Consider the following 14,022-nt stretch of genomic DNA (forward strand, 5'->3'; position numbering starts at 1 on the left):
GCACTCGCCCCGGAACAGCGAGAACCCCCGCCGCTTCCGCGACGGGGGTTCTCGTACTGTCTCAACACAGTGTGCGCCTCGAGGGACTCGAACCCCCAACCTTCTGATCCGTAGTCAGATGCTCTATCCATTGAGCTAGAGGCGCAGGACCCGCGGTGCTTTACCGCTCAGCGGGCCGACGACCAGCCTACAACAGACGAGACCGGAAAGCGAAACGAGGCCTCAGTCCCCCTTCGCGGCCGCCTTCTCCTGCTTCTTCCGCCGTTTCTCCTTGGCCCGCTGCTGCGACGAGAGCGCCTGGAGATCGACAAGGCGCAGCGCCTGCATGCGCGCCTCCCGCATGCGCGCGTAGTCCGGGTCCTGATCCGGTCGCATGCCCTCGACGCGCAGCCGGCGGTCGAGGTTGTGCCGCACGTCGGCCCAGGCCGCCGCGCGCGCCTCCTCGACGATGCTCTCCAGCTGGGCACGGTCGTCCATCATCTCGCGCAGACGCTGCGCGACGCCGAGCGACTGCTTGGCCCGCCGCCGGAGATTGCGCACATCGCGGTCACGGTAGTCGTGCGTGCCGACCGGATCGGAATGCCGGCCGCGGGCGCGCTTGCGCAGGGCCGTGACCGTGGCGGCGGCCTCCTCCGACTCCTCGGCCATCGCCCCGAGGGCAGCCCTCGCATCCTCGACGTACTTGTCGAGGTCGAAGACGCCGTCCTCTGCGATGGTGCCGATGAGGATGTGATTCTTCACGGCGAGGCGCGCAGCGGCCGTCGCGATCGCGACGCCTTCGGCGATGGCATCCGCAGTCCGTCCCACCCGCACCTCCTTCTCTCGAGCGTACCGGTATCGATGCCGCGCAGTCTCAGCCGGAACGGCTCCGATCAGGATGCCGGAGACCTCCGACATCGACTCGGACTGCGGCTCAGCCGACGACGCCGACCCAGATCCCCGAGGCCCAGGCCTGCTGCTCGCCGGAGCAGCCCACCGCCCCCGGGAAGCCGCGGACCACGGCCATGCAGTTGGCGAGAAACTCCGGGTCGCCACCGAACATCGCTCCGTACGCGCCCGAGGAGGTGAGGGAGCCCCAGACGCGGAACTGGTAGATGTGGGCCAGCTCATGCGCCATCGCCCAGTTCAGGCGTCCGTCACTCCACCCGGTGATGTCGGCGCGATACTTGATGTACCCGTTGCTGTTGGCGCAGGCCGGTGCCGTGCCGCCCGCGCACGATGACGACTCGTACAGCCCCACGCCCCCGCCGCCGACCCTGTCGAGGGCGGCGCGCACCCGCGCGTAGCCGTCCGGCCCGCTCGACGTCCATGCGGGCCCGCCGGGGCCGGCACTCTGCGACGCCTGCCATCCGGCGACCTCGGTGCCGACCTTCTGCGTGAGCGCCTCCACCGTCGCGGTCGCCGCGACCACGGTGTCCGGGTCATGGCGCTCGGCGCGCACGGTCTCCTGGGCGGACCGGGCGGACGCGAGGTGTGCCGCCGTGTCGACCTTGCCGTCCGCACCCTGGAGGACGGCGGCCAGCGTCGAGAGCTCCTCCAGGAATGCCGGCCGCACCGCCAGCACGGCAGCCCGATCCTCCGCGTCCTGCTCGGCCCGCGCCACGGCGCCCGACAGATGGTCGGTGCGCTGTGCGGCGTCGTAGGACTGGTCGGCCAGCACGGAGAGCTCGGCCACCGCCTCGGCGCGCTCCTGGTCCAGTGCGTCGGATCGTGCGACGGCGGCCGCCGCGACGAGCACGGCCGCCGACACCGTCACTGCGAGGACCCGGCGCCTCACGGCAGGAAGCCCGTCGTGTCGTTCAGCTCGGCGTCCTGCTCCGCGATGCGCGATCGCAGAGCGGTGAGACGCTCCGCCAGTTCGAGGTTCTCGGCCTGCGACTCCGCGAGCACCTGCTCGATCCGCGCGATCTCCGCCTTCACGGCGGCGACACCGGCGGCGCGCTCCTGATCGGCCACCACCAGGAGCGCAGCGCCTCCGAGCAGGAGGATCCCCCCGACGACGACAGCAAGACTTCGCATCTCGCTCCCCAGGACAGCGCGAACAGACCGAACCGACTCCGACCGGACAAGGATACAACCGCTCGCGGCGCGGCCGGGGGTCGTTCTCCCGACGGACGGCTCAGGTGGTCGCCGTCTGCGCCAGCCGCCGTTCGGCCGCGGAGTGCCCGCTCGCCAGGTGCGCGGGCACGATCCGTCGCAGCGCCTCGACATCGCGCGCGCGGACGGCCTCGAGGATGACGCGGTGCTCCTCCGCCATCGCCTCCAGATCGTCGTGCTGTCCGAACAGCCAGCGCAGGCGCGTCAGGAACACGGCGATGAGCTCGCCGAGCATCTCGTTGCCCGCCAGGTCGACGGCGATCTCATGGAACGCCGCGGCCGCCGTCCGGGCGGTCTCCGCGTCGCCGGCCCGGGCCGCGGCGACTTCGCGCTCGTACGCCTCGCGCAGCCGGGCGAGCCCTTTCGCGTCGTGGCGCTCGGCCGCGAACACGAAGATGAGGGTCTCTATCGCCTCGCGCACCTCCGCGAAGTTGCGGATGTCGTCATGGGTGAATTCCCGCACCACGGCCCACGTCCGGGGCCGTGCGACGACCACGCCCTCCGCGACCAGCGTGCGGATGGCTTCCCGCACCGGAAGTCGGGACACATTCAGCTCGGCGGCGATATCCCGCTCCACGAGCCGGGAACCGGGCGCGCGCCGACCCAGCACGATGTCATCCCGGAGGATCCTCGTGACCCTGACCGACTCGAGTTCCCCGCTTACCCCCACAGCCCCCGCCATCCGGGCATTGTCGCACCCCGGCCCGGGATTGGCCAAGTTTGGTATCCCAGATCGGGGCTCGCGCCGCGTCAGGGCAGACGGTTCGCCCGCGCGACGTTCGCCGCCAGCTCTTCCGCGTTCTGCCGGATGACGTACGCCGGACGGTCACGCTCGACTCGCCACGACTCGCTGAGCGGGCCGACGTTGACCGTGTCGAAACCGGCCTCGTCGTAGAAGCGGGTGACGAAGGCCACGGCCTCCGCGTCGTCCCCGGCTGTGGCCAGCGCGCGACGGTTGGGCGTACCGGCAGGGGTCCCGTCGGTGGTGATCTCGGCGGCGTAGATGTGGTTGAACGCCTTGGCGATCTTCGAGTCCGGGAGCTGCGCCTGCACGAGCTCGGACGTGGTGGTCTCGCCCTTGTCGAGGGCTTCGATGTGCCCGTCGCGCTCGAAGTAGTAGTTGTTCGTGTCGAGCACGATCTTCCCGGCGAGCTGCGCGGCGGGAAGCTGATCGATCGCGTGGAGCGGCACCGTCACCACGGCCACGTCCGCCGCGGCGGCCGCCTCCTCCGCCGTCGCCGCCTTCGCGCGCGGCCCGAGCTCTGCGACGAGATCGGCCAAGGTCTCCGGCCCTCTCGAGTTCGCGATCACGACGTCATAGCCGTTGGCCACGGCCACACGCGCGACCTGGCTGCCGATGTTGCCTGCTCCGATGATTCCGAGAGTTGTCATGCTCGGGCCAACGCCTGCCGGCGGATGCTATTCCCGTCGAGGAGGGAGGCGAACGCGGTCAGAGGCGCGTGAGCGCGTCCTCCGCCGCCACCCAGGCGAGCATGGCGCACTTCACGCGCGCCACGTACCGCGAGACTCCCCCGAGCGCCGCGGCATCGCCGAGCAGTTCCTCGTCCGGCTCGATCGTGCCGCGGGAGCGCATCGCCTCGCGGAAGGCAGCGATGCGCACCTCGAGCTCGTCCACGGTGAGGCCCTCGGCGAGCTCGGCGAGCAGGGACGCGGACGCCTGGGAGATGGCGCACCCGTGTCCCTCCCACGCGATCGCCTCCACGCCGCCGTCGGCACTGCGATGCACCTGCAGCGTGATCTCGTCGCCGCAGGTCGGGTTGAGCTGATGCGACTGGGCCGGGATCTCCTCGCGGAGCCCGAAACCGTGCGGCGTGCGCGAGTGGTCGAGGATCAGCTCCTGGTACAGGCTCTGCAGGTCGCTCATGCGCCCCTCCCGAAGAACGCGATCGCCCCGGCGACCGCCTCGATGACGGCGTCCACCTCGGACGCGGTGGTGTACAGGTAGGTGCTCGCCCTCGTCGATGAGGTCACGCCCAGCCGACGGTGCAGGGGCTGCGCGCAGTGGTGACCGACGCGCACCGCGATGCCCCGGTCGTCGAGGAACTGCCCGACGTCGTGCGAGTGGATCCCGGCCACGTCGAAGCTCGCGAGACCGACCCGCGGCAGCTCGATGCCCGCGCCCAGGACGCGCACGCCGTCGATCGCGCCGAGTCCTTCGACGAGACGCTGCCCGAACGCGGCCTCGTGGGCGGCGATGCGCTCCATGCCGACCGCGGAGAGGTAGTCGACGGCAGCGGCGAGCGCGATCGCCTGGGACACCCGCTGCGTGCCCGCTTCGAAGCGCTGCGGCGGCGGCAGGTACTCGGCCGCGGTCGTGGTCACCGTCGTGATCATGGAGCCGCCGGTGAGGAACGGGGGCATCGCGGTGAGGACCTCGCGACGGCCGTAGAGCGCCCCGATGCCGGTGGGGCCGAGCATCTTGTGGCCGGAGAGGACCGCGAAGTCGACGCCGAGCGCGTGCAGGTCCAGCGGGAGGTGCGGAGCCGACTGGCAGGCGTCGAGCAGGGTGAGGGCGCCGACCTCCCTGGCCAGCGCGACGAGGGTCTCGACGGGGTTGATCACGCCCAGAACGTTCGACACGTGGGTGAAGGCCACGAGCTTCGTGCGCTCCGAGATGATCTCCGCGGCCGCATCCAGACGGAGGGCCCCGTCGTCGTCGAGCGGGATGACCCGGAGCGTGGCCCCGGTGCGCGCGGCGAGCTCCTGCCAGGGGATGAGGTTGGCGTGGTGCTCCATCTCGGTGGTGACGATCTCGTCCCCTTCGCGGAGCCGGAGAGACTCGGCCGCGGCGCCACCCCGGCCGAGGGAGGCGTTGGAGAGAGAGTAGGCGACGAGGTTGACCGCTTCGGTGGCGTTCGAGGTCCAGACGATCTCGTCGTCATCGGCGCCCACGAACCGGGCGAGGGTGCTGCGGGCGTCTTCGAAGAGCTCGGTCGCCTCGGCGGCCAGCGTGTGGGCACCGCGGTGGACGGCCGCGTTCATCGTGGTGGCGAAGCGGCGTTCGGCGTCGAGCACGGACTCCGGACGCTGCGAGGTCGCCCCCGAGTCGAGGTACGCCAGCGGGTGCCCGTGGACGCGGGTGTGCAGGATCGGGAAGTCCTCGCGGATCCGCTGCACCTCGGTCTCGGTCAGCGGGGTGATCACGTCGACTCCGGGAGAAGCGCTCATCGTTCCAGTCTCCCATCTTCCGGCCGACCGGGGCCCGGCGGAGGCGCGGAAGGACTATGACATGCGGGCGAGGCGGGCGCGGGCGATGCAGAAGGCCCCGTACAGCGCGAAGCCGATGCCGACCGCACCGAGGATGAGCCGGCCGAACGGCAGACTGAGGAGGCTGTGCAGAGCGGCGTCGAGACCCGCGGCGCGTTCCGGGTCCTGCGTCACGGCCGCCACCACGAACAGCACCCCGGTGACCCCCACCGCGATGCCCTTGCCGATGTAGCCCACGATGCCGAGCGCCATCACGCCGGCGCGGGCGGCTCCGGTCGGCACGTCGATGAGCTTGCGGAAGGAGCGCATGATCCCGCCGATGATGAAGCCGATGCCGACACCGATGACGCTGAGGCCGATCACCACGAGCAGGGCCACCCCGCCGGGTGCGGCCAGGACCACCTGGCTCAGGGTCTTCGACGCGTCGGAGGACTCCGCGCGGCCGCCCACCGCGTAGACGAGTGCGAGGCCGGCGATCACCAGGTAGGTGCCCGAGATCCCGAAGAGCTTGAGGCGCTTGCCCCACTTCTTCGTCTCGGCGGGGTCGGCGGCCAGGAACCCGCTCGCCACCTGCCACACGGCGAGCGCGAAGAGGCCCACGGCGATCGCGAGCAGCAGCAGTCCGCCGATGGGGTTGTTGCGCACCTGCTCCATCGCGCCGTCCTGGTCGGCGTCCCCCGACCCGCCGGCCGCGATCGTGATGGCGATCGCGCCGATGATGATGTGGATGATGCCGAGGACCACGAATCCCGCGCGGGCGGTCCGCCGGAACGCGGTGGAGTCCTTCGCCACGCGCGCCGCATGCTTGACGGTGCTCATGCTCGAAGAGTATCCGCCGCGGCGCGTCCCGATCAGGGGGTTGCTTTCCGGACCCCCGGTGCGACAGCGCTCAGGTGATCCGTTCGACGGGCTGCCGCAGGATGGTGCGCAGCTTCTCCGGAGCCGTTCGACGACGGTCACTGAGGTAGATCTCGTGGTGCCGCCCGCGCATCTGCAACCCGTTCTCCGGGACGAAGCGCTCGTGCAGCTCCTCGAGCACGGGTCCTTCATCGTCGAACGGCCCGATGTGCAACGTCTGCACGCAGAGGCCCTCGTCGAGGACCTCCCGCCGAACGGCGGCCAGCGCCGGAAGCTCTTCCCCCTTCTTCGCGCTCTTCGCCGCGACCGTCTCGACCGCGCGGTCGAACAGGGCGGGAGTGACGTGATCGCCCACCATGATCATGAGCGTCCAGAGCCAGGTCGACTTGTCGCGCCGGGTGGTGAACGACGCCATGTCGGGCGCGTGCCACAGGCCTTCCAGGGGCATCACGACCTGATCGATGCCGAGCTCGGCGCGACTGGCGAACTTGAGGGTGTACGCCAGCGGGTAGAGCGCCGCGACCGCATCGAAGAAGGCCGGAGCGGTGTTCGGATCTCCGGCGCCGTTGATCATCAGATAGGTCAGCGGTGGCACCTCGAGGACACGGAAGGCACCCCGCTTCGCCTGATACGCGTCGAGCGTCTTCTTGGGATCGATCGCCGTCATGGCCCGCCTCTCGGTACGTCGTGCGGTCAGTGTGCCACCGGGCACCGACATCGGGTCGAGCCCCAGAGGCCCGACCCGATGGGCGGTCAGCTCTGCTCGACGGGGAGCCAGAGCTCGCAGGAGGCCGTGTCGCCGGTGAACTCCCGGTAGCGGACGATCGAGGGCCCGGGCCGCAGCCGCCATGGGTTCGACGGGAACCACTCGGTCGCCGTCGCCGCCCACAGATTCTGCAGGGTCTCGGGGAAGGGTCCGCTCGCGCCGAACACGGCCCAGGTGCCCTCCGCCACGCGCAGGGCGTCGAGGTCGTCGGGAACCGCGGTGTCGGCGCGCACGGCCACCCCGTGCAGGTACGTCAGCGGCGTCCCCTCCGGGGCATCCGGATCGATGTCGGCGGTCACGGCGAGGATGCCCGCGGGCTCCTCGTTCCCGAGGGCTTTGAGTCGGGCGTGCTCCTCCGGCGGGATGCCGGCGATGTGCGCCTGGATGTGCGGATTGACGCCGACGTGGATCAGCGGGACCTCCGCGGCATGGCCGACGAGGACGAACGCGGGGCGGTGGGTGATGGTGACATCCATCGGGGTGCTCCCTTCGACGCTCAGGCGGAACCGGAGCGTGGGTTGTGTGCGGAGAGGACCCCCGTGCCGACGCGCGTCCGCCGGCCCGATGCCGTGCACGGCGCGGAACGCCCGGGCGAACGCCTCGGTCGAGCTGTAGCCGTGCCGAACGGCGACATCGAGCAGACTCGGCGCGCCGGCGGCGAGCTCCGCGCCGGCGAGCGTCATCCGACGACGCCGCACATACTCGGTCAACGGCATCCCGGCGAGCGCCGAGAACATCCGTCGCAGGTGGTACTCGGTGGTGCCGTGCGCACGGGCGAACGCGGCGACGTCGATCTCCTGACCGTGGTCCGCGTCGACGAGGTCGACCAGGGCGTTGAGCGTGCCGATCACGGGGGCCCTCCTTTCCCCACCATCGTTTCGCCGCAGTCCCCGCCTGCACCCGATCGTCGTGGTCCGATGCGATCGGGCCGGGGATCAGAGCTCGACCGGGACCGCCGGCTCGGCGTCCTCCACCTCGGGATGGCGGGCGAGGTTCACGACGGCGGCGATGAGGCCGCCCCACACCGTGACCATGGCGATGATCATCATGACGATCGCGGTGGTGGTCATGCTCCCGCTCCCTTCGTCTGCGCCGCCGGGACGGCGATGCTCGTCGTCTCCGGGTCGGCGGCGTACTCCTCCTGGTCGAGGAAGTCGTCGTACCCGACGTCGTCCTTGGCGCGCGAGCGCCTGCTCCACGGCACCAGCGACAGCAGCACTCCGCCGACCACCAGCGCGATGACCATGCCCCAGCCGAACACGCCGAGGAACCAGCCGGGGTAGCCGCTGTACGGCTCGGCGATCTTCGTCAGGAGTTCGGTGATGAGCAGGTAACCGAGCACGAGCGGGGCCAGCACACCCACGAGCAGGCGCCAGAGCAGCCCGACCCGGAAGCTGGATCGCCGGTTGAGGTGCTCCTGCAGCTGCGGCAGCCTGTGCAGCACCCACGCCACCACGATCACCGCGACGAGGGCGACCGCCATGATGCCGAAGGCGTTGACGAAGGCGTCGGTGGTGTCGAGCACCGACAGCGCGGTGGTGGTGGAGAACAGGGCCATGGAGATGACGGCGAGCGGGATGGAGACGATGAGGGTGGTGCGCACCCGTCCCCACCCGAGCTTGTCCTGCAGGGCGGCCACGATCACCTCGAGGATCGAGATGAGCGAGGTCACCCCCGCGAAGACGAGGGCACCGAAGAACAGCACGCCGATGATCGAGCCGCCGGTCGCCTGCGACACGATCGTGGGGAAGGCGACGAACGCGAGACCGATGCCCGAGGTCGCGACGCCGGAGACATCCGTGCCCTGCGCCTGGGCCATGAACCCGAGGGCGGCGAAGACGCCGATGCCGGCGAGGATCTCGAAACCGGAGTTGGCGAACGCGACCACGAGACCGGAGCCGGTGAGGTCGGTCTTGCGCTTGAGGTAGGACGCGTACGTCACCATGATCCCGAACGCGACGGACAGCGAGAAGAAGATGTGCCCGTAGGCGGAGGCCCACACGGCCGGATCGGCGAGCGCCTCCCAGTTCGGCGTGAAGAACGCGTTCAGACCGTCCAGCGCGCCAGGGAGGAAGAGGGCCTGAACGACGAGCACCGCGAACATGAGGGTGAGCAGCGGCATCAGGATCATGTTGGCGCGACCGATGCCGCGCTTGACGCCGAGCGCCATGATGATGATGACGATCAGCCACACCGCGATCAGCGGCAGGCCCACCTGCGGCACGAACTCGCCGGAGAGGCCGACCTCCCCGACGTCGGCGGACTTCAGGAAGTCGACGAAGAAGAAGTCGTTCTCGTTGCCCGCACCCCAGGTGAGCTGCGCGGAGAACCAGGTGTACATGCCCGCCCACGCGACGATCACGGCGTAGTACACCGCGATGACGACGCAGATCAGCACCTGCCACCAGCCCAGCGGTTCGGCGGCCCGGTGCAGGCGTCGGAACGCGAGGGGCGCGGAGCCCCGGAACCGGTGGCCGATCGCGTAGTCGAGGAACAGCAGCGGGATGCCGGCGGTCAGCAGCGCGCACAGGTACGGAATGAGGAACGCACCGCCGCCGCCTTCGTAGGCGACGTAGGGGAAGCGCCAGATGTTCCCGAGACCCACGGCCGAGCCGATCGCCGAGAGGATGAACACGTTCCGCGAGCCGAAGGCCTCGCGCTGCGGGGTCTGGGTCGGTTCAGGCATGCCCGCGAGGATACCCGAACCGGGACACCCGGGCGACTCGCCCGGCCACGCTCACAGCATCGCGGTCAGCACCCCGCCGTCCGCCCGCAGCGCGGCGCCGTTCGTCGCCGATGCGCGGACGCTGGAGAGGTAGACGACGAGGTCGGCGACCTCGGCCGGATCGAGGAAGCGCCCCAGCAGTGTGGTCGTGTTCTGTCCGATGATCGCCTCCTTCATCACCTCCTCGGAGACGGACCGGGCCTCGGCGACCGCGGCGACACTCGCCGCGACCCCCTCCGAGTAGGTCGGGCCGCCTAGGACGGTGTTCACCGTCACGCCGGTGCCGCGGGTGAGTTTGGCCAACCCGTTCCCGAGCGCGATCATCGCGGCCTTCGTCACGCCGTAGTGCACCATGTCGGCCGGGACGTTGACGCCGGACTCGCTGCTGACGAAGACGATGCGCCCCCAGCCCCGTTCCCTCATCCCCGGCAGGAGAGACCGGGAGAGGCGCACGCCGCTCATCACGTTCACCTCGAAGTAGTGCGCCCAGTCCGCATCGGCGACGTCCGCGAAGTCGGCGAGACCGAAGAGACCGACGTTGTTGACGAGGATGTCGACGTCACCGAGCCGCTCCGTCAGCCGCGCCACCTGCGACGGGTCGGTGAAGTCCGCGGCGATCCCGGACACGGTCACCTCCGGGTGCGCGAGGGCCAGCACGCCGACCGCCGCGTCGACCCGCCCCTCGTCGCGACCGTTGATCACGACATCGACACCCTCGGCGGCGAGAGCCGACGCGACCGCGTATCCGATCCCCTGGCTCGATCCGCTGATGAACGCCCTCTTGCCGCGCAGCCCCAGTTCCATCCGTCTCCCTCTCACTTCCGCGGACGCCCCGCATCACTTGCCTGAGCAAGTCATACTAGCCTCCAGTCACTTTCCTGAGCAAACGAAGAGCACGGCTCGACCGCTACGGTGGAGGAATGTCGTCATCCTCCCCCGCCCCCTTGAGCACCGAAGAGATGGACGTCTGGTCGGCACTCGCGACGCTCCTCGAACGGCTCCCCGCGGCCCTCGACGCGCAACTGCAGCGCGACAGCGGACTGACCCACTTCGAGCACGGCATCCTCTACGCCCTCGATGCGGCACCGGAGCGCACGCTCCGCCTCAGTGTCCTCGCGGGCTACGCGAACAGCACGCTGTCCCGACTCTCCCGTGCGGTCACCCGCCTGGAGGCGAAAGGCTGGATCCGGCGCGAGGTCGATGCGGAGGACGGGCGCTTCACCCTCGGCATCCTCACCGACGCCGGCCACCGGAAGGTCGAGGAGTCGACCCCCGCACACCAGGCCCTCATCCGCCGCGTCGTCTTCGACACCCTGACCCCGGCGCAGGCCCGGCAGCTCGGCGCGGCCAGCCGGAAGATCTCCGCCGCACTCTCCCCCGACCCGACCTGGATGCCGGGGACGCGGGCGTGAGGAGGGCCCGCCCGCACGCGAGAACACGAAAGCCCCGGCGAGCGGACTCGTCGGGGCTTCTCAGTGCGGAGACGAGGGGATTTGAACCCCTGGTCCCCGTAAGGGGACTCCACCTTAGCAGAGCCCGCGACGTATGCAGTTGTCGAATGATCCCGGTGACCGCTGCCCCCACCCGTATCGAGCACCTCGCGTGGAGCAGCTTCAATCCCGCCCCTGCGGCAAGAGCATTCCTCGAAAGCCTGCCGATTCCTCAACCGGGCGACGACAAGTAGGTGCATGGGCAGGAAGCCGAGTGCCAGTCCGTCGGGTTTCGCTTCAGAAGCGCTTGACGAGTTCGACTGTTCCTTCGGGGTTCTCGGTGTGCTGGACGAACCCTTCGCTCGTGTACAGATGGATGTTCTTCGTGCTCCGCGATCCGGTGCTGAGCTCGATACGGTCGCAGGAGCTCGCGAGAGCATCCGTCGCGTGCCGGAGGAGCCAGCGCCCGATTCCCCGCCCGTAGAGATCGGGAACGACGGCGAGTCTGCCGATGTGCCCTGTTCGCGATGCGCGTCGAGCGCGAACCATTCCGATGAGACGCCCGTGGAGCCAGAGTCCGATGGTCTCCCAGTCGGTGAGCCAGGTCTGCACGTCTTCGAGGGTCTCGGTGAACGGAGCGAGGTCTAGTGTTTCGTTGCTCAACGCCTCGTCGACCCAGCAGCATCGCTGCAGAACCAGTACGTGCGGGGCGTCGTCGGGAGTCAACGAGCGTGTGTAGCTTCCGGGCAACGGCCCAACGTCGATACCGGGTCGTGCAGCCTCCCGCATGGGCTTGAGCGCGTGAGCTAGTCTGACCAGCTCCTCCAGCAAGCCCTTCGCCGACGCGGTCAGCTGTACACTCGGACGAACCCCAGTCGAATCGATCGTGTCTTTCAGCCGCAGGGCGACGGTCGAGCCGAGCGGGACGAGACGAAGCGTCGTTGTCACCTGTTTCGCGTGCTGTACGGATCGGGTGCCTGCTGACGTGTTGCCGTAGCTCACGAATCCCATGGGCTTCCACGCCCATTCATGGCTCAGGTAGTCGAGGGCGTTCTTGAGCGTTGCGGGCATGCCGTAGTTGTACTCAGGTGTGACCGCGATGAAGCCATCCGCCTCGTCGACGATCTTGCTCCACGCTTTGGTGTGCGGGTTTCGATAGGCGCCGAGAGCAGGATGATCCTCCTCGTCGAAGAACGGGAGATCGAGATCGCGCAACGACACATGCTGAAGCTCGACGTCGAGTGCGTCAGCGCGGGGGGTGAGGGCTTGCAGGAGCCAGTCTGCAACCGCCGGGCCCATCGCTCCGGGCCTGGTGCTGCACGTGAGGATCACGACTCTAGGCGATATCGTTGACATGTAAACGAGCATAGATCGTAGAATGATTACATGTCAACGAAAAGGATCGGGTCGGCGGCGCCTTGGTTGAGCGAGGACGAGGAGGTCGCCTGGCGCGCGTTTCGTCGCATGACGATCGCAGTGCAGGCCGGTGTGGTGCACGACCTTGCTGCATCAGGTCTCTCGGAGCCCGACTACGAAGTACTCAGCACCCTGGTCGAAACGCCGGAGATGACGAGCACACTGCATGCCCAGGCGCAGAAGATGGGGTGGTCGCGAAGCAGGCTCTCGCGTCAGGCCGGCAGGATGGAAGCGCGAGAGCTGATTCGCCGTGACCCCGACCCGGCAGACGGTCGCGGCTGTCTGCTCGTACTCGCCCCACTCGGGCTCGACGCCCTTCGCGGAGCGACTGCCGTGCACCTGGAATCCGTGCGCCGCCGCTTCGCCGATCGGCTCGACGCGCGCGACCTCCTTGATATCGTGCGAATCTCTGGAAAGCTCGCCCATGCCCCAGAACCGGCTCTACGACACGTAGGCCGTGAGTAGTCTGTCGAGAACCTTATGAGATTGCCGACGAGCCAGGTCGGTGTCCTCGTGTTGGGCCGTCCAGAGAGCCGCCTCGTTCATCGCGCCGGAGAGCTGCGCGGTCGACGCATCGAGGATGTCTTCTGCAACTCCCGCCTCACGTAGTGCCTCTCGCAGATGCGTCGCCGAGTTCTCCGCGTCGAGTCGGCGCCATTCCTGCCAGCCGGTCACCGCTGGTGCATCGATGAGCAGGATTCGCATGGCCGCCCCGTTCGTGATCGCATCGAGGAACGCGTGCGACCCGGCCCTGAGCTGTTCGAGAGGCTGCGGGTCTGCCTTCTCTGCTGCCGCGACGACAGCTCGTGCGACGTCGGCTTGGAGGCGGGCGACGACCTCGCCGAACAGTGCGACCTTGTTCCGGTAGTGGTGGTAGACCGCGCCTCGCGTGACCCCGGAGTCCCGGGCGACGTCATCGACCGAGACTTCGCTGAAGCCTCGTGCCGAGAAGAGCTCCTTCGCCGAATCGAGGATGCGTTGGGCTGTCTGGGCGGCGTCGGCCGCGGAGGCGCGAGGCATGGTCCTCTCCCTTTACGTACAGTGTGTATGTATACTGACTTCGTTACATTCATATCGTACGTAAAGGAGTGCAATGTCCGTCACCAGCCTCTATCCCGTGCTCATGTCTCGCGATGTCGACGCCGCGGCGTCCTTCTACCGCGACTTCATCGGTTTTGAGACGACCTTTGAATCCGACTGGTATGTCAGCTTGCGCTTAGGGGAGTTCGAGCTGGCGATCTTGGCTCACGATCACCCCACGGTGCCGGACGGATACCGTGAGCTTCCCCGAGGAGTGATCGTCAACCTCGAAGTCAGCGACGTCGATGCCGTCCACACGCAGCTGGCCGGCAAGACAGAGGCGAACGTGGTGTTACCGCTTCGCGATGAGGACTTCGGTCAGCGGCACTTCATCGTTGCCGCCCCCGACGGCGTCCTGCTCGACATCATCCAGCCCGTGGCCCCCAGCGAGGACTACGCGAGCGCGTATGTGCAGACATAGA

The 14,022-nt window shown here is 68.9% G+C and carries 18 protein-coding genes and 1 tRNA gene; 3 read left to right on the forward strand and 16 right to left on the reverse strand.

Going from position 1 to position 14,022, the window contains the following annotated elements; genetic code table 11:
* Positions 1 to 72 precede the first annotated feature (72 nt).
* From BV453_RS12650 to BV453_RS12715, 14 genes are all read right to left on the reverse strand, one after another.
* Positions 73 to 145: transfer RNA gene (locus BV453_RS12650), tRNA-Arg, on the reverse strand.
* Between the two features lie 77 nt (positions 146 to 222).
* Complete coding sequence (locus tag BV453_RS12655) at positions 223 to 807, reverse strand: asparagine synthase (RefSeq protein ID WP_249521748.1); 585 nt, start codon at positions 805 to 807, stop codon at positions 223 to 225.
* Positions 808 to 913: 106 nt separating this feature from the next.
* A complete protein-coding gene (locus tag BV453_RS12660) occupies positions 914 to 1,777 on the reverse strand; it encodes a hypothetical protein (RefSeq protein WP_249521749.1) in 864 nt (287 codons plus the stop codon).
* Positions 1,774 to 2,019 carry a hypothetical protein gene (locus BV453_RS12665; protein WP_025104550.1) on the reverse strand — a complete coding sequence of 82 codons (246 nt, stop codon included), beginning with the start codon at positions 2,017 to 2,019 and terminating at the stop codon, positions 1,774 to 1,776. The genes BV453_RS12660 and BV453_RS12665 overlap by 4 nt, the downstream gene beginning before the upstream one ends.
* Positions 2,020 to 2,119: 100 nt before the next feature.
* Complete coding sequence (locus BV453_RS12670) at positions 2,120 to 2,779, reverse strand: GntR family transcriptional regulator (RefSeq protein WP_025104551.1); 660 nt, start codon at positions 2,777 to 2,779, stop codon at positions 2,120 to 2,122.
* Positions 2,780 to 2,847: 68 nt separating this feature from the next.
* Complete coding sequence (locus BV453_RS12675) at positions 2,848 to 3,489, reverse strand: NADPH-dependent F420 reductase (protein ID WP_025104552.1); 642 nt, start codon at positions 3,487 to 3,489, stop codon at positions 2,848 to 2,850.
* Positions 3,490 to 3,547: 58 nt separating this feature from the next.
* Entirely contained in the window at positions 3,548 to 3,982 is a 435-nt protein-coding gene (sufU, locus tag BV453_RS12680) for a Fe-S cluster assembly sulfur transfer protein SufU (RefSeq protein ID WP_025104553.1), read from the reverse strand.
* On the reverse strand, positions 3,979 to 5,286 hold the full coding sequence (locus BV453_RS12685; RefSeq protein WP_249521750.1) for a cysteine desulfurase: 1,308 nt from the start codon (positions 5,284 to 5,286) through the stop codon (positions 3,979 to 3,981). The genes sufU and BV453_RS12685 overlap by 4 nt, the downstream gene beginning before the upstream one ends.
* 54 nt (positions 5,287 to 5,340) lie before the next feature.
* Positions 5,341 to 6,144 (reverse strand): DUF1206 domain-containing protein, encoded by an 804-nt coding sequence (locus BV453_RS12690; protein WP_249521751.1) that lies wholly within the window; start codon positions 6,142 to 6,144, stop codon positions 5,341 to 5,343.
* Positions 6,145 to 6,214: 70 nt separating this feature from the next.
* Positions 6,215 to 6,850: a GyrI-like domain-containing protein gene (locus BV453_RS12695; protein ID WP_249521752.1), complete on the reverse strand. Its 636-nt coding sequence runs from the start codon at positions 6,848 to 6,850 to the stop codon at positions 6,215 to 6,217.
* Positions 6,851 to 6,936: 86 nt separating this feature from the next.
* Complete coding sequence (locus BV453_RS12700; protein WP_249521753.1) at positions 6,937 to 7,800, reverse strand: AraC family transcriptional regulator; 864 nt, start codon at positions 7,798 to 7,800, stop codon at positions 6,937 to 6,939.
* Between the two features lie 84 nt (positions 7,801 to 7,884).
* A complete protein-coding gene (locus BV453_RS12705) occupies positions 7,885 to 8,019 on the reverse strand; it encodes a methionine/alanine import family NSS transporter small subunit (protein ID WP_085603954.1) in 135 nt (44 codons plus the stop codon).
* Positions 8,016 to 9,635: a sodium-dependent transporter gene (locus BV453_RS12710; protein ID WP_085603957.1), complete on the reverse strand. Its 1,620-nt coding sequence runs from the start codon at positions 9,633 to 9,635 to the stop codon at positions 8,016 to 8,018. The genes BV453_RS12705 and BV453_RS12710 overlap by 4 nt, the downstream gene beginning before the upstream one ends.
* A gap of 51 nt (positions 9,636 to 9,686) precedes the next feature.
* Positions 9,687 to 10,478 carry an SDR family NAD(P)-dependent oxidoreductase gene (locus BV453_RS12715; RefSeq protein WP_249521754.1) on the reverse strand — a complete coding sequence of 264 codons (792 nt, stop codon included), beginning with the start codon at positions 10,476 to 10,478 and terminating at the stop codon, positions 9,687 to 9,689.
* 116 nt (positions 10,479 to 10,594) lie between these two features.
* Here BV453_RS12715 and BV453_RS12720 point away from each other — a divergent pair, with 116 nt between their 5' ends.
* On the forward strand, positions 10,595 to 11,086 hold the full coding sequence (locus BV453_RS12720; protein WP_249521755.1) for a MarR family winged helix-turn-helix transcriptional regulator: 492 nt from the start codon (positions 10,595 to 10,597) through the stop codon (positions 11,084 to 11,086).
* Positions 11,087 to 11,401: 315 nt separating this feature from the next.
* Here BV453_RS12720 and BV453_RS12725 read toward each other — a convergent pair whose 3' ends face one another.
* On the reverse strand, positions 11,402 to 12,436 hold the full coding sequence (locus tag BV453_RS12725) for a bifunctional NAD(P)H-dependent oxidoreductase/GNAT family N-acetyltransferase (protein WP_249521756.1): 1,035 nt from the start codon (positions 12,434 to 12,436) through the stop codon (positions 11,402 to 11,404).
* Between the two features lie 54 nt (positions 12,437 to 12,490).
* Here BV453_RS12725 and BV453_RS12730 point away from each other — a divergent pair, with 54 nt between their 5' ends.
* Complete coding sequence (locus tag BV453_RS12730) at positions 12,491 to 12,985, forward strand: MarR family winged helix-turn-helix transcriptional regulator (protein ID WP_249521757.1); 495 nt, start codon at positions 12,491 to 12,493, stop codon at positions 12,983 to 12,985.
* Here the strand turns inward: BV453_RS12730 and BV453_RS12735 are convergent.
* Positions 12,962 to 13,540, reverse strand: a complete 579-nt coding sequence (locus BV453_RS12735) for a TetR/AcrR family transcriptional regulator (protein WP_126893485.1) — start codon at positions 13,538 to 13,540, stop codon at positions 12,962 to 12,964. The genes BV453_RS12730 and BV453_RS12735 overlap by 24 nt on opposite strands.
* 73 nt (positions 13,541 to 13,613) lie before the next feature.
* Here BV453_RS12735 and BV453_RS12740 point away from each other — a divergent pair, with 73 nt between their 5' ends.
* Positions 13,614 to 14,021 carry a VOC family protein gene (locus BV453_RS12740; RefSeq protein ID WP_126893486.1) on the forward strand — a complete coding sequence of 136 codons (408 nt, stop codon included), beginning with the start codon at positions 13,614 to 13,616 and terminating at the stop codon, positions 14,019 to 14,021.
* Position 14,022: the final 1 nt, after the last annotated feature.

This window comes from Microbacterium sp. ER1 (genome assembly GCF_023383675.1).
In the GTDB taxonomy this organism is placed as follows: Bacteria; Actinomycetota; Actinomycetes; order Actinomycetales; family Microbacteriaceae; genus Microbacterium.

Bases quoted from the DNA above. Each gene is read 5' to 3' on its own strand.
- BV453_RS12670 (WP_025104551.1), bottom strand. From the start codon at position 2,779: ATGGCGGGGGCTGTGGGGGTAAGCGGGGAACTCGAGTCGGTCAGGGTC.
- BV453_RS12740 (WP_126893486.1), top strand. From the start codon at position 13,614: ATGTCCGTCACCAGCCTCTATCCCGTGCTCATGTCTCGCGATGTCGAC.
- BV453_RS12695 (WP_249521752.1), bottom strand. From the start codon at position 6,850: ATGACGGCGATCGATCCCAAGAAGACGCTCGACGCGTATCAGGCGAAG.
- BV453_RS12675 (WP_025104552.1), bottom strand. From the start codon at position 3,489: ATGACAACTCTCGGAATCATCGGAGCAGGCAACATCGGCAGCCAGGTC.
- BV453_RS12730 (WP_249521757.1), top strand. From the start codon at position 12,491: ATGTCAACGAAAAGGATCGGGTCGGCGGCGCCTTGGTTGAGCGAGGAC.
- BV453_RS12720 (WP_249521755.1), top strand. From the start codon at position 10,595: ATGTCGTCATCCTCCCCCGCCCCCTTGAGCACCGAAGAGATGGACGTC.
- BV453_RS12665 (WP_025104550.1), bottom strand. From the start codon at position 2,019: ATGCGAAGTCTTGCTGTCGTCGTCGGGGGGATCCTCCTGCTCGGAGGC.
- BV453_RS12705 (WP_085603954.1), bottom strand. From the start codon at position 8,019: ATGACCACCACCGCGATCGTCATGATGATCATCGCCATGGTCACGGTG.
- sufU (WP_025104553.1), bottom strand. From the start codon at position 3,982: ATGAGCGACCTGCAGAGCCTGTACCAGGAGCTGATCCTCGACCACTCG.
- BV453_RS12715 (WP_249521754.1), bottom strand. From the start codon at position 10,478: ATGGAACTGGGGCTGCGCGGCAAGAGGGCGTTCATCAGCGGATCGAGC.
- BV453_RS12685 (WP_249521750.1), bottom strand. From the start codon at position 5,286: ATGAGCGCTTCTCCCGGAGTCGACGTGATCACCCCGCTGACCGAGACC.
- BV453_RS12710 (WP_085603957.1), bottom strand. From the start codon at position 9,635: ATGCCTGAACCGACCCAGACCCCGCAGCGCGAGGCCTTCGGCTCGCGG.
- BV453_RS12690 (WP_249521751.1), bottom strand. From the start codon at position 6,144: ATGAGCACCGTCAAGCATGCGGCGCGCGTGGCGAAGGACTCCACCGCG.
- BV453_RS12735 (WP_126893485.1), bottom strand. From the start codon at position 13,540: ATGCCTCGCGCCTCCGCGGCCGACGCCGCCCAGACAGCCCAACGCATC.